Annotated in this window: 13 protein-coding genes; 7 read left to right on the top strand and 6 right to left on the bottom strand. The window is 58.5% G+C overall.

The window, feature by feature from the left end; translation table 11 throughout:
* The first annotated feature begins 149 nt into the window (after positions 1-149).
* From ACM3N8_RS15415 to ACM3N8_RS15405, 3 genes are read left to right on the top strand one after another with little or no spacing between them, the layout of a single operon-like run.
* The gene (locus ACM3N8_RS15415) at positions 150-2,060 is read left to right on the top strand and encodes an ABC transporter ATP-binding protein (protein WP_103472497.1); all 1,911 of its coding nucleotides are present in this window, start codon (positions 150-152) and stop codon (positions 2,058-2,060) included.
* Positions 2,053-2,514: a DUF2390 domain-containing protein gene (locus ACM3N8_RS15410; RefSeq protein ID WP_416016288.1), complete on the top strand. Its 462-nt coding sequence runs from the start codon at positions 2,053-2,055 to the stop codon at positions 2,512-2,514. The genes ACM3N8_RS15415 and ACM3N8_RS15410 overlap by 8 nt, the downstream gene beginning before the upstream one ends.
* Positions 2,508-3,377, top strand: coding sequence for a 23S rRNA (adenine(2030)-N(6))-methyltransferase RlmJ (locus ACM3N8_RS15405; protein ID WP_241280769.1), 870 nt, complete (start codon positions 2,508-2,510; stop codon positions 3,375-3,377). The genes ACM3N8_RS15410 and ACM3N8_RS15405 overlap by 7 nt, the downstream gene beginning before the upstream one ends.
* Before the next feature lie 103 nt (positions 3,378-3,480).
* Here ACM3N8_RS15405 and ACM3N8_RS15400 read toward each other — a convergent pair whose 3' ends face one another.
* Positions 3,481-3,687, bottom strand: a complete 207-nt coding sequence (locus ACM3N8_RS15400; protein ID WP_241280767.1) for a hypothetical protein — start codon at positions 3,685-3,687, stop codon at positions 3,481-3,483.
* A gap of 183 nt (positions 3,688-3,870) precedes the next feature.
* Between ACM3N8_RS15400 and ACM3N8_RS15395 the strand changes: the two genes are divergently transcribed.
* The 4 genes from ACM3N8_RS15395 to ACM3N8_RS15380 all read left to right on the top strand — a co-directional run bounded on the left by ACM3N8_RS15395 (position 3,871) and on the right by ACM3N8_RS15380 (position 6,654).
* Entirely contained in the window at positions 3,871-4,233 is a 363-nt protein-coding gene (locus tag ACM3N8_RS15395) for a DUF2061 domain-containing protein (RefSeq protein WP_241280766.1), read from the top strand.
* A 124-nt stretch (positions 4,234-4,357) separates the two neighbouring features.
* Positions 4,358-4,957 carry an MliC family protein gene (locus tag ACM3N8_RS15390; RefSeq protein ID WP_290019447.1) on the top strand — a complete coding sequence of 200 codons (600 nt, stop codon included), beginning with the start codon at positions 4,358-4,360 and terminating at the stop codon, positions 4,955-4,957.
* Positions 4,958-5,533: 576 nt separating this feature from the next.
* Entirely contained in the window at positions 5,534-5,929 is a 396-nt protein-coding gene (locus tag ACM3N8_RS15385) for a ribonuclease E inhibitor RraB (protein WP_416016287.1), read from the top strand.
* Positions 5,930-6,195: 266 nt separating this feature from the next.
* Positions 6,196-6,654, top strand: a complete 459-nt coding sequence (locus tag ACM3N8_RS15380) for a hypothetical protein (protein WP_416016286.1) — start codon at positions 6,196-6,198, stop codon at positions 6,652-6,654.
* A gap of 327 nt (positions 6,655-6,981) precedes the next feature.
* On the opposite strand, the gene ACM3N8_RS15375 is transcribed toward ACM3N8_RS15380, so the two are convergent.
* From ACM3N8_RS15375 to ACM3N8_RS15355, 5 genes are all read right to left on the bottom strand, one after another.
* On the bottom strand, positions 6,982-8,124 hold the full coding sequence (locus tag ACM3N8_RS15375) for a hypothetical protein (protein ID WP_416016285.1): 1,143 nt from the start codon (positions 8,122-8,124) through the stop codon (positions 6,982-6,984).
* Between the two features lie 268 nt (positions 8,125-8,392).
* Entirely contained in the window at positions 8,393-9,910 is a 1,518-nt protein-coding gene (gene putP / locus ACM3N8_RS15370; RefSeq protein WP_274453459.1) for a sodium/proline symporter PutP, read from the bottom strand.
* A gap of 289 nt (positions 9,911-10,199) precedes the next feature.
* Positions 10,200-11,126 (bottom strand): L,D-transpeptidase family protein, encoded by a 927-nt coding sequence (locus ACM3N8_RS15365; protein ID WP_146047139.1) that lies wholly within the window; start codon positions 11,124-11,126, stop codon positions 10,200-10,202.
* Between the two features lie 171 nt (positions 11,127-11,297).
* Positions 11,298-12,554: a mechanosensitive ion channel family protein gene (locus tag ACM3N8_RS15360; protein ID WP_416016284.1), complete on the bottom strand. Its 1,257-nt coding sequence runs from the start codon at positions 12,552-12,554 to the stop codon at positions 11,298-11,300.
* 134 nt (positions 12,555-12,688) lie between these two features.
* Positions 12,689-13,888, bottom strand: a complete 1,200-nt coding sequence (locus ACM3N8_RS15355) for an acetate kinase (protein ID WP_043138665.1) — start codon at positions 13,886-13,888, stop codon at positions 12,689-12,691.
* Between the last annotated feature and the right edge of the window lie 115 nt (positions 13,889-14,003).

Here is a 14,003-nt window from a genome sequence, read left to right as displayed (position 1 = left end):
ACCTCCCCAACCCTGGCTGATTTCTCTGTTATGGCATGTTTTTGCCCCCCCAGCCAGTGGGAGCCCCCCACCTCAAGTGCAAATCTGCGCCATTTCACGTAAGATCCGCGCCAGTTTTTCTCCTCCATTTGAGCAAGCAGACCCCATCCATGATAGTTGCCAGTCAAATCGAACTGATCCGCGGCGGCCGCAAGCTGCTGGACAACGCCTCCGCCACCATACACCCGGGCCACAAGGTGGGCCTGGTGGGTAAAAACGGCTGTGGCAAGTCCACCTTTTTTGCACTGGTACGGGGCGAGCTGGCCATCGACAGCGGCAGCTTCAGCCTGCCCGCCGGCTGGCAGATCGCCGGCGTCGCCCAGGAGACGCCGGCCCTTGACTGCTCCGCGCTGGAGTACGTGATCGACGGCGACAAGGAGTTCCGCTCGCTGGAGGCCCAGCTGGCCCAGGCCGAGCAGGATGACAACGGCATCCTGGTGGCCGAGCTGCACGGCAGGCTCGACACCATAGGCGCCTACAGCATTCGGGCCCGCGCCGCCGAGCTGCTGCACGGTCTGGGCTTCAGCGACGATCAGCTCGCGTCACCCGTCAGGAGTTTCTCCGGTGGCTGGCGCATGCGCCTCAACCTGGCCCAGGCGCTGCTCTGCCGCTCCGATCTGCTGCTGCTCGATGAACCGACCAACCACCTGGATCTCGATGCCGTCATCTGGCTGGAGAAGTGGCTCAAGGGCTATCAGGGCACGCTGGTGCTGATTTCTCACGACCGCGACTTCCTCGATTCGGTCATCAGCCGCATCATCCACATCGAGAACGGCAAGCTGAACGAATACACAGGCGGCTACTCCGACTTCGAACTGCAGCGCGCCGAACAGCTGGCCCAGCAACAGTCCATGTACGAGAAGCAGCAGCGGGAGGTATCCCACATGCAGGCCTATGTGGACCGCTTCCGCTACAAGGCCTCCAAGGCCCGCCAGGCCCAGAGTCGCCTCAAAGCCATGGAGCGGATGGAGAAACTCCTGCCCGCCCACGCCGACTCCGAGTTCAGCTTCGAGTTTCGCGAGCCGTCGGCCCTGCCGACCCCGCTCATCGCCATGGAGAACCTCAGCGCCGGTTACGGCGACAAGGTGATCCTGGAGAAGATCAAGATGAACCTGGTGCCGGGTTCGCGCATCGGCCTGCTCGGTCGCAACGGCGCCGGCAAGTCCACCTTCATCAAGATGCTGTCGGGCTCCAATCCCCCCCTGTCGGGCAAGCTGGAGGTGAGCGCCGGGGTCAGCATAGGCTACTTCGCCCAGCATCAGCTGGAGACACTGCGCCTTGACGATACCCCGCTCGATCACCTGGCCCGCCTCGCGCCGGACAAGTCCGAGCAGGAGCTGCGCAACTATCTGGGCAGCTTTGGCTTCCACGGTGACAAGGCACTCGACAAGGTGGCCCCCTTCTCCGGCGGCGAGAAGGCGCGGCTGGTGCTGGCCCTCGTCACTTGGCAAAAGCCGAACCTGCTGCTGCTGGATGAACCGACCAACCACCTGGATCTGGAGATGCGCCACGCCCTGACCATGGCGCTGCAAGGCTTCGAGGGCGCCATGGTGGTGGTCTCCCACGACCGGCACCTGCTGCGCACCACCACGGATGACTTCTATCTGGTGCACGGAGGCCGGGTCGAAGCCTTCGACGGCGATCTGGACGACTACCACAAGTGGCTCGGCGAGCAGGAGAAAGAGGCCAACGCCAAGCCAAGCGACGGCATCATCTCCGCCAACTCGGCGCTGGCGCGCAAGGATCAGAAGCGGCGCGAGGCGGAGTTCCGGCAAGCGACCCGGCCCCTGCGCCAGAAGCTGGAGAAGCTCGAAGCCAGCATGGAAAAACTGCAGACCCGGCTGGCCGCGGTGGAAGAACAGCTGGCCGATCCCGCCATCTACGAAGAGAGTGCCAAGAACAAGCTCTCCGAACTGCTCAAGTCCCAGGGCCCCATCAAGGAGGAGCTGGAAGGGGTGGAGCTGGAGTGGATGAGCCTCTCAGAGGAGCTGGAAACCATGGAGCAGGCCTTCTTTGCGTGACGAACAGCTGATGGCGGCCGAGCGGGTCGCCGTGCACGAACTGCCGACGCCGCTGGGCTTCTGGCACTGGAGCGGCAAGGTCTATGGCGAGCGCAGCCAGGACTGGCTGACCGTGCAGACGCAGGGCGGCAACGTCAATCTGGCGCTCTTGCTGCACCGGCTGGATCAGACCGACATCCAGGTCGACCTGACCGATCTGCAACCTGCGCTGGTGCAGACCGAAGCGGTACTGACCCCCTGGCGTACCCTGCGCCAGAGCGCCAAGTCGCGGCTGGATGAGGAAGAGTATCAGGCCATGCTGGCCCACGAGCTGGAGCTGGAACGGCTGCAGCAGGGCGTCCTGCTGCAGACGCTGCGCAGCCTCACCCTGTTTCGGGGCAAGAGCCACAATTTGTTGAACTATCTATCGTTACTGGGGGCTCAGCAGGGCCCCCTCAGAGATCTAATATGCTGAGCTATCGCCACGCCTTTCACGCCGGCAACCACGCCGACGTGCTGAAACACGCCGTTCAGGCCCTGATCATCGAGTCCCTCAAGAAGAAGGAGAAACCCTTCATAGTGCTGGACACCCATGCCGGCGGCGGTCTCTACGACTTGCGCGGCGACTGGTCCCAGAAGAAGGCGGAATACGCCGACGGCATAGGCCGGCTGTGGGATGAACGGGCCCAGTGGTCTGCCATGGCCCCCTATCTCGGCGTCATCGAAGAGATGAACCCCGGTCAAGAAGGAAACGGTGGCGAGCTGCACTACTACCCCGGCTCCCCCGAGCTGTCACGCCGCCTCGCCCGCGAGCAGGACAAGCTGGCGCTGATGGAGCTGCACAACAACGAGGTGGAAGACCTGCGCGCCAACATGGGCTACGACCCTCGTGTCGCCGTCCACCACCGTGACGGTTTCGAGGGGCTGGTAGCCCTGCTGCCGCCGACCCCGCGTCGTGGACTGGTACTGATAGACCCGCCCTATGAGCTGAAGGAAGATTACTTCGCCGTGGTCGATACCCTGAAAAAGGCGCAGAAGCGCTGGGCGACCGGCATCTATGCGCTCTGGTATCCCATCCTGGGTCAGGAGGCGGACAAGTCTCGCGACATGCTCAAGGCGATCAAGCGGGAGAACTTCGGCAACGTCCTGGTGGCCGAGCTGGAAGTGGCCGGTCAGACCGCCGATTGGGGCATGAACGGCTCAGGCATGCTGATAGTGAGCCCCCCCTGGATGCTGGCCGAGCAGATCGAAGCCTTCTTGAAACCCTTGTGCGCCAAACTGGCCCAGGGCGCCGGTGCCCACTACAAGGTCGAGTGGCTGAACAAGGCCGAGGATTAATCCCGCGCCCACGCTGCAACCGAGCTTAAAAACAAAAAGCCCCATCATGGGGCTTTTTCTATTGGTGCGGCGGCCTGTGTTTGTGCGACAACCGGTACAGCCCTTATGCGCGGGCGGGCAGATCCTGTTTCAGCGCCAATATCAGCAAGGCCAATATGGCAAAGGGCGGTGCCAGGCAAAGCAGCACGCACAGGAAGGTGATGAGCACGGGATGCCGACTCTTGCGACGGGCCAGTCGCCAGGCAAGGACGCCGACGATGATCATCAGCAGCAAGATGAACTGCCCAAACAGGGTAGAGTTGATCGTCATGAAATCTCCTTTTTCATGGAAAAAGCCCAGTCTAGCGGTGTGACGGCCTTGGGCAAGGCCCCATCATGGTGGCAGATCCATCCCCCTTGATAGGTTCTCCCTATCCAACCATTAGATGAGAATAATTTTCATTTGATGTCATTCTGGCGGATACTGCTGTCATCACCAGAGGGAGCCACCATCATGAAAAAGACCATCAGCTTTGCCGCCCTGCACTTCATCGTGGCCTTTACCCTGGCTTACCTGCTGACCGGTGAGCTGCTCACCGCCAGCCTGATCGCCCTGATAGAGCCCGCCGTCAACACGGTCGCCTTCTACTTCCATGATCTCGGCTGGCACAAGTTCAAGCCCAGCCACAGCCTGCAGGCCAAGACCAGCAGCTTCGCCCTGGTGCACTTCTCCGTGGCCTTCGGGGTCGCCTACCTGCTGAGCGGCGAGCTGCTCACCGGCGGCGTGATGGCGACGATAGAGCCCGCCATCAACACAGTCGTCTTCTTCTTCCACGAGCGTCTGTGGCGCGCCCGCCAGCAACTGGCGCTGGCATAAGTCCGGGCCTGCACCGGATCAGCTCTGCCAACCGGGGCCGCCAAGTGTGAAAAAGCGCTCGGCGGCCCTGCAACATTGTGCTCTAGTAGCCGGGTATCCCACTCTTTTTACTGGAGTCTTTCCGATGAACAAGCTGCTGCTTGGCCCCCTTATCTTTGCCCCTCTGCTGGCCTGTGCCGCTACCCCTTCCTTCGACTGTGCCAAGGCCCACGGCGCCGCCGAACAACTTATCTGCGAGAATGCCGGGCTGGCGGCGCTGGATAACGAACTCGCGGCGCTCTACCCCAAGGCGATCGCCAATTTCTCCGCCGAACAGGCGAAGACGGAGAAGGCGATGCAGCGCGGCTGGATCAAGGGTCGCAACGAATGCTGGAAAGACAGGGATCCGCGTCAGTGCATCGACGCCAGCTACCAGATGCGCATCACCGAATTACAGGTGAAAGGTGGCCAGCTGACGGTGCCGACGCCAGTCGATTACCAGTGCGGCAACAAGGTCACCCTCTCCACCTACTTCTACAACGATGCCAAGCTGCCCGCCGCCGTGATCAACCTGAGCGAAGGGGATAGCCAGCAACAGGTGCTCGCCTATGAAGCCCCCAGCGCCAGCGGCGCACGCTATGAAGGGCAAAACCTCAGCCTCTTTACCAAGGGAGATGAGGCCAGCCTGGAGCGTTACGGCCAGCCGACGCTTAGCTGTACCGAGATCCCGACCAAGGGCAACTGACCGCCATACGGGGGCCGCCAGCAAGCGGCCCCCTTGCCGACCACAATCGCGCCCCGCTATGCCAGAGAGTGGCCTCAGCCATCCAGAGTCGTACACTCACTAGCGCTGCCTTTCGAAAACCCCTTGAACAGTTCCCCGCCATCTATCGACAAAGCCGCCTTATTTATTAATTTGTTGATCCTGCCCAGAGATCTTCCATCTCGTCCTTCCCCTCCACACCACGCCAGCTAACATACCCGATTGGCAACAAACGCCTCATCGGAGTCACCCATGAGCCCTGCCAACCCTCACCTCTTGGTCAAAAGCAGCATACTGGAGGCTGAAATTCAGGGGCGGTAGCCATGCCGGCATTTGCCATGGCCAACGCCACACAGATTTTCTATACAATCGTAATGGTTGCGCAAAAAGAAGAGGCCAAGCGAATACACTCAGCTTCAGAGGCAGGCAGGTAAATCATTTATTTAAAATGTCATTTATAAAGCCCTGAATCAAGGTGAAGTGGAGTTAGATAGAAAGCGGTACTAATGTGTTAGTATTGCCTTCTATCTAATCACTGTTAAATGGCCAAGGAAAGTCATGCAAAAATTATTAACATTATTAATAGCTGTATTAGGTTTTAGTGGAGTACACGCGTCTGAATTTCCACCGAACGTGGAGATGAATAGAAAAACAATTCAGACACTTATAGAAGCAGGCTCCAACCCAAGCAAGCCGCACCCTCTTGAACACCACTTCAACTGTTTTAGCTCAGAATCACTTAATGATCTTATGACTAAAGGTGAATCCCTTGGCTACCGCGTTGCCAATCTTGGAGATAACGTACATGAGGGAAACCGTTATTGGTATGGAGACTTAGTTAAAGATACTTCTTTGAATATCAAAGTCATTAACCAAGAAAATTCTTTAATGCTCAAACTTGCAAGTGAATTTAATGCTGACTATGACGGCTGGGGAACTCCAGTTGTTGAGTAATTTAGCAAGCCAATTAACTGCGCGCCTTCGGCGCCGGACGCAGCAAAGCTGCACCGATTATTTAAGCGTTAGCGGTAACTATGAGGTAGATTTATGATCTATCACTATTGTGATGAGTATGCTTTTAGGCAGATTATTAGCGCATAACTCGGCCACAAAAATCCGTGACACCACCATCTCGATAGCAGATTTTCCTGACACGGTGGGAGTCCTCTGTCAGTCACTGATTAATCATGCGTTATATTTAAATCTAACTGGAATAAGTAATGAAATTCTCATTAAATTGGAAGCAGCCATTGCTATCAATGAGCAAACGGTTCTTTATATTTATCACATTAATGTTTGCAGGGGGCGTTGCACTCTCCACATACAAAACGCAACTCAACATGGAGTTGGGTATCTGGCTCTTTTACCAATATCTGAAAATACTGCTGGCAGCCTTCATTGTATTGTTCGTGATGGCGCAAACATCCAGGTTGCTTTCAGTCGAATTGAGAAGTGAGGATGTGGTAGGTAGAAACCGATTTTTCCGAAAAGTATCCATACCATATACCGAGATGGTGGGGGTCAGCATGGGAAAACTGCTTATCGTCAATTGCATGGTCATTAGAACCAACAGCCTCAAGCGCATTTACGTCCCTTTTGAATTGGACGGTTTCCAAGATCTTTCGGATAAAATAGATGCCAAGTTAAAGCATCGAAAAGCATCAAGGAATAACTCGTAATCTCTGGCATTTTGCTCGGTGCCGATGCTTGTTTTCAGCCCGTAGGTTCGAATAGCGAAGCTTATTCTAACTATCGCGAATAAAACATCACACCAGTAGCCGGATAATAACCCCCCCCCTCCCAATGATAATTCCGCCGCGATCGTCTTATTACGCTTCACAAATCAGACCTGCAGAGGTAAAAATTGGGACTCCCACCTTTCTGATCGCCATGCTGCAGCCAACAGGTCGGCCCGGCAACCATCATGGGGGAGCCTATCCCTGTGCACGGCAGGCAATTGAACAGCAGGTATAAAAAACCGGAACTCAAGGGTTCCGGTTTTTTCATCAAGGCATCAGCCGCGGTAATCGCCCCGGGTGCGGCTTGATAACCGACCAGGGCAGTATGCTCCACTCGGTCAGCTCGCAGTTACGCTCGACACGGGGAAAAGAAGGATCCAGCACTATCCCCTTATCTGTCATATACCAAGAGGCATACTCCCAGACTGACGGATCTGCGTAATTGCACTCTTCCGGATCGGGAACCATCTCATTGGGGTAGAGCCGCTGAAACTCGTTTACGATCCAGGGGGCCAGATACTTCTCCCTGTACTCAGATGCTGCAGGGTCATACGACTGATTGTCGAACTTTACTGGCGTCCCACTACCAACCCAGAGCAGGTCTTCGAGTGTCAGCATCTCTCCGGTGGCAAGATTAATGTTTAATGGCGAATCACCAAAGTCAGGGTGTGCACCACCGCAAAAATAGCCGGTAAAGATACTAGCGCTGAGCAAGTTCGGACTGATGAAATGGGGCGTAACCGTCTGGTCGAATTCCCCACCCATAGAGGTACTCATACACTGAAAATAACTGGCGACCTCGCCCCACTGACGCTCTGCCAACACATGATTGAGTTTCCCAAGCTGCTCAGCAGGTAGCCCTGACGTAATGCGAAAATACGTAATTTTGCTTTGCGGCTCTTGCAGCCATTGCAAGATATAACCCTGGAATGACTCGCGCTTGCCCGGTTTTAGTGAAAGTCCTTCAAGTCGCATGAGTTCATAAAGATCACGCTTACGCCAGCTGACAAGAACCGGATCCTGTATATCAATGGCGCTGCTATCGACCACCTTCAATACCACAGAAATAGGCTTTTTCCCGACCCATGTTCCCTGAAGACCATTACCGGAGCGCTCGAGGAGCATGGCGATCTTTTCGGGTTCACTGTTATCCCACAATTCTGAGAGCTGCAGGGTCTTACCCTCCCACTTACCCGACAGGGGAATATCCTTTCGGTACTTGCGGTAAAAGTAACGCCCACTGACCGTATCATCTGATGACGTATCAAGGGTCATCACTACCGGCATACGTCCTACCTTGCCCTGATACACCTCACTGGCCTGCGCAACCATAGCTAGCAACAAACAGCCCAACCCCAGCCAAAACCTTGCTATCACCCTTCTCTCCTGTGTTGTGGCGATGACGTCCATCCTCACTCTGCCCACTCATCAGAGTGGGCATATTGAATTTTCTCTCGCAGAAATGGGCAATCAACAGATGAAAAAGGAACCATACGGTTCCGGCTTTCATCATGCCAACCCAAACACGAGCAAGACGAGCAATTAAGCCCGGTTTTTAACTTCTTTCAGACCGCAGAAAGGATCTTTGGTATCTAGAGCGTCTTCGATACGAATCTGTCGCTTGTAATGGCAAAAAAGCCCCGCATCGCGGGGCTTTTTGTTATGCAGGGTGGCCGGCTCAGTTGACGGCGACCGGCTCGCCCAGCGCATCCGGCGGGGTCTGGAACTCGCGCTCGGCTTCGTCGAAGCGATCCAGCATGGCCTTGGAGGGGGCCTTGTCCAGCAGGCTGAACACCAGGATCGCCAGGCCGGAGAAGAGGAAGCCAGGGATGATTTCATACAACCCCAGCCAGCCGAACTGCTTCCAGACGATGACGGTCAGGGCGCCGACCAGCATGCCCGCCAGGGCGCCATTGCGGGTCATGCGCGACCAGAGCACGGAGAGCAGCACCACGGGACCGAAGGCGGCACCAAAGCCGGCCCAGGCGTAGCTCACCAGCCCCAGCACCCGGTTCTCCGGGTTCATGGCAACGGCAATGGCGATGAGCGCAATCACCAGCACCATCATGCGACCGACCCACACCAGCTCTTTCTGGGAGGCGTTCTTGCGCAGGAAGGGCTTGTAGAGATCTTCCGTGATGGCGCTGGAACAGACCAGCAGCTGGCAACTGAGGGTACTCATCACGGCCGCCAGTATGGCGGAGAGCAGCACGCCGGCAATCCAGGGATTGAACAGTATCTTGGACAGCTCGATGAAGACCCGCTCCGGGTTGCCGGTGACGCCGGCGGCCTGCTCGGTGAAGGTGGAGAAGTAGGCCAGACCGAAGAAGCCGATGGCCACGGCGCCGCCGAGGCAGAGCACCATCCAGGTCATGCTGATGCGGCGGGCATTGGCCATGGAGTGGTGGGAATCCGCCGCCATGAAGCGCGCCAGTATGTGGGGCTGGCCGAAGTAGCCCAGGCCCCAGGCCATCAGCGAGATGATGGCGATGAAGTCCAGGTTCTTGAACATGTCGAGGTTGCTGGCGTTCTGCGCCGCCACCTGCACCATGGCGGTGTCTATGCCGCCCACCGCTATGATGACGAACACAGGGGTGAGGATCAGGGCGAAGATCATCAGGGTGGCCTGCACCGTATCGGTCCAGCTCACCGCGAGGAAGCCGCCGAAGAAGGTGTAGGTGATGGTGGCCGCGGCACCGACCCAGAGGGCGGTGTCATAGCTCATGCCGAAGGTGCTCTCGAACAGACGGGCACCGGCCACCACGCCGGAGGCGCAGTAGATGGTGAAGAACAGCAGGATCACCAGGGCGGAGAGGATGCGCAGCACCCGGCTCTTGTCCTCGAAGCGGTAGGTGAAGTAGTCCGGCAGGGTCAGGGCGTTGCGGTTCTTCTCGGTGTGAACCCGCAGCCGACCGGCGACCCAGCGCCAGTTGAGATAGGCCCCCAGGGTGAGGCCGATGGCGATCCAGCTCTCCGAGATGCCGCCAATGAAGACGGCGCCCGGCAGGCCCATCAAGAGCCAGCCGCTCATGTCGGAGGCCCCGGCGGAGAGGGCGGTCACCCAGCTCCCCATGCGGCGGCCGCCGAGTATGTAGTCATCAAAGTTGCGGGTGGCGCGATAGGCGATAAAGCCGATCAGCACCATCCCGAGGATATACACCAGAAAGGTGATAAGCATGGGTGTACTGGCTGTCATTCAAAACTCCGTTATGTGACGTGTGTACCCGTTCTGACGACGGGCTCTTCCTTAAAAAACCGCCCTAGCTTAATCAGCAGATCCCATGACCTCAACCACTTTTAACAAATAAAAAACACAATATAAACGTTTCATCTTTAACTAACGAACCACTCAAGGAGCAATCAGCCGGATTTTATCCTGACGCAGCAACCGCTTATCGGGTCGCCCTCCCCCCTGGCCCAGCCCGGCATGGCGGTAAAAAAAAGCCCCGGCCAGTGGCCGGGGCTAGAAACGATTGGCGCCAAGATCAACGATTGATCGCGATCGGCATGCCGCTGCGCTGTTCCAGCGCCTGCTTGACCAGCTGGGAATCGCTGTCGGCATGGGCGATGAAACGAGTCACGGCCGGGGTCATCGGCAGCGGCGCCGGCAGGCTGGAGTTGAACTCCTCCTGGCTGCGGGACAGCGGCTGATGCACTTCCAGATAACGGCGACCATCCGGCTCGACCGAGGCCTTGATCGGCTGGTTCACGAACTGCACGCGGGTGCCGACCGGTATCTTCTTGAACAGGTATTCGATGTCTTCGTTGCGCAGGCGCACGCAACCGTGGCTCACCCGCAGACCTATGCCGAACTGAGCATTGGTGCCGTGGATGGCGTACATCTTGCCGATGTAGAGCGCAAACAGCCCCATGGGGTTGTCCGGGCCGGCGGGCCAGACTGCCGGCAGGCTCTCGCCACGGGCGGCATATTCGGCATGCATCTTGGCGGTCGGGGTCCAGGTCGGGCCAGCCTTCTTGCGCTGCACGCTGGTCACCCAGTTTTCCGGGGTGTCGGTGCCGAGCTGGCCGATGCCGATGGGCAGCACTTCCACCACCTTCTTGCCTTTCGGGTAGTAGTAGAGGCGCATCTCGGCCACGTTCAGCACTAGCCCCTCGCGCGGGGCATCCGGCAGTATCAGCTGATGCGGCACTATGAGCTTCTCGCCGGCCTGCAGCAGCAGGGGATCCGCCTTGGGGTTGGCCTCGAGCATGTTGGTCAGACCCAGCTGGAATTTGGCGGCCGCGGCTTCCAGCGGCTGGCCATTTTCCTCTGCCGGCACCACGTATTCCAGATTTTCACCCACCAGACGGCTGTTGGCCGCAGGCAGGGCATATTCAACAGCAAGCACTGGCGCGGCGGCCAAGACGAGGCTGCAGCACAGAGCGGCCGCAGTATTGTGAAGGAGCTTCATAACTTTCCTGTAATGGATGACGTGGTTCAAGACTCTGGGCTGACCCGGGATCGGCTGGGCGGTCCGGGGGCTGAGAGAAGGCCGCCATTTTTCTCCTCTCTTGGCCAAAATTCAACAAGCAAATGGGGCGGCGACGCAGGATTTTATGCCCCCGCACGCCGCCGGGCGGTTTTAGCCGTTGCTGACGGATCCCCGTTGCCAGGTGCGCATATCGTAACCTGTGGGAGATTGGTGCAACCGCAGATGAAATTGCTCAATGATGGCAAAGATATGGTCGAAAATATCGGCCTGGATCCCTTCGTAATCGGCCCAGGCGGTGGTCGCTGTGAAGCAGTAAATCTCCAGCGGCAAACCGTCCGTAGTCGGCGCCAGCTGGCGCACCATCAGCGTCATGTCCTTGCGAATGCCGGGATGGGCCCGCAGGTAGGCGTCCAGATAGGCGCGCAGGGTACCCAGATTGGTGAGGTGACGCCCGTTGATGGGGCAGCTCAAGGCATCGCTGAGCTGCTGGTTGTAGACGCTCAGCTCCTGCTCCTTGCGGCTCAGATAGGGCGCCAGCAGCTGGGCCTGCTTGAGCTGCAACTGCTCCTCCGCGCTCAGGAAGCACACGCTGGTCATGTCGATGCTGACGCTGCGCTTGATGCGCCGGCCACCCGACTCTGTCATCCCCTGCCAGTTCTTGAAGGAGTCGGAGATGAGGGCATAGGTGGGAATGGTGGTGATGGTCTTGTCCCAGTTCGACACCTTGACGGTGGTGAGGCCTATGTCGGTCACCTCGCCGTCGGCGCCGTACTTGTCCATCTGCAGCCAGTCGCCGACGCTCAGCATGCGGTTGGCGGAGAGCTGAATGCCGGCCACCAGGCCGAGGATGGGATCCTTGAACACCAACATCAGCACGGCTGTCATGGCCCCCAGGCCGCTGAACAGGAACAGCGGTGACTTGCCGAGCAGCAGGGAGATCATCAGGATGCCGACCAGTATGCTGCCCACCAGCTTCACCCCCTGGAAGATGCCGCGCAGGGGCAGATCCCGCCCGAGCCGGGTATGGCGGCTCACCGACAGCATGCAGTCGAGCAGGGCGAACAGCGCCAGCAGCAGGAACAGCAGGATCCAGAACTGGGCCAGCATCTCGATCCACTGCAGGCTCTCGGATTTGCGCGGCAGCCAGATCTCGGCCTGACCGAGCAGCACGGCCCCCTGCAGCACGAAGGCGAGCCGGTAGAACAGGCGCTGTTGCAGCTGAGGCGGCAGCCACACCTGCTTGGTCTTGCCGAGGATGCCAACCAGCCGCACCAGCAGCACCCGGTGCAACAGCATGTGCAGCACCAGCGAAGTAAGGACGATAAAACCCAGGGCGATCACCAGTGCCATCAGGCTGCTGACTTCGATCCCCATGCCGGTCAGCCAGTGAAAAAACATCTCCTTCATCCCTACCTCCAATGCGTGAAACAGTCGTCAGGGTACGTATCTGCCACCCCATGTCAAATGACAAGCCGCTCAACCAGGGGTCGGAAACGACAACGCCCGGCACAGGCCGGGCGTTGATTCAGGGCGAGGTGGCGTTAGCCGACCAGGCTCAGGGCATCGCGGGCGATGACCAGCTCTTCGTTGGTGGGCATCACCAGCGCCAGGCGGCTGCCTTCGGCCGTGATGGGTCCCTCGCCACCGAGCACGGCGGCATTGTTCGCTTCTTTATCTACCTTGAAGCCGAACAGGGCCAGACGATCCAGCACCATCTCGCGCACCATGGCGGCGTTTTCACCGATACCGCCGGTGAACACCAGAGCGTCCAGACGACCCTCCATGGCGGCGGCATAGGCACCGACATACTTGGCCACCCGGTAGGTGAACACATCCAGCGCACGCTTGGCACCGGCGTCGGTCGCATAGTTGGTGGTGACATAGCGGCAGTCACTGCTCACCTCGGTCAGGCCCAGCAGACCGGACTCACGGGTGAGGGTGTGGTTGATCTCGTCCACGCTGTAACCGAGCTGGTCGTGCATGAAGAAGACCACCGCAGGGTCTATGTCGCCGCAACGGGTGCCCATCGCCAGCCCTTCCAGCGGGGTCAGGCCCATGGAGGTGTCAACGGACTCGCCGTTCTTGATGGCGCAGACGGAGGCACCGTTGCCCAGGTGGCAGTTGATGATGTTGAGCTCGGCCAGCGGCTTGCCCAGCGCCTTGGCGGCTTCTTCCGCGATGAAGCGGTGGGAGGTGCCGTGAGCGCCGTAACGACGGATGCCGTTCTCTTTGTAGAGCTTGTAGGGCAGCGCGTAGAGATAGGCTTCCTGCGGCAGGGTCTGATGGAAGGCGGTGTCGAACACGGCCACGTTCTTCTCGACCAGGGCCGGGAAGACCTTGAGCGCGGCACGGATGCCGATGAGGTGCGCCGGGTTGTGCAGGGGAGCGAACGGAATGGCGGCTTCGATGCCGGCGATCACGCCATCATCGATGCGAACAGAGCGGGAGAACTGCTCGCCACCGTGCACGATGCGATGGCCGATGGCCACCAGCTGCTCGGCCAGAGAGGGATCCTGGGGCAGGATGTGACCCACTATATGGTCGAGGGCAGCCTGGTGTGCGGCGCCCGCTCCCAGCATGGCTTCGCCCTTGACCCCGTGGAGTTTCCATTTGATACGTGCATCATCCAGATTGAAGCATTCGGCCAGGCCGGACAGCATGTCCTCACCTGTTTCGGCGTCCATTACGGCAAATTTCAGGGAAGAGCTACCGCAGTTAAGGATCAATACCAACTTGCTCATGTTCTACATCTTCCTGTGCTTCGGCTTTATGCCGACAGTGTCGTGTCATCCAGAAGTGGATGGGATTCCCCTGCCGGGGGCTTATGGTCGCAGGAAAGTGCGCCCAATTTTTCAA

The sequence above is a fragment of the Aeromonas sp. A04 genome (genome assembly GCF_047780465.1).
Lineage (GTDB): Bacteria > Pseudomonadota > Gammaproteobacteria > Enterobacterales > Aeromonadaceae > Aeromonas > Aeromonas bestiarum.
The sequence above is the reverse complement of the archived record's forward strand: the minus strand, read 5'-3'. Positions and strand labels throughout refer to the sequence as shown.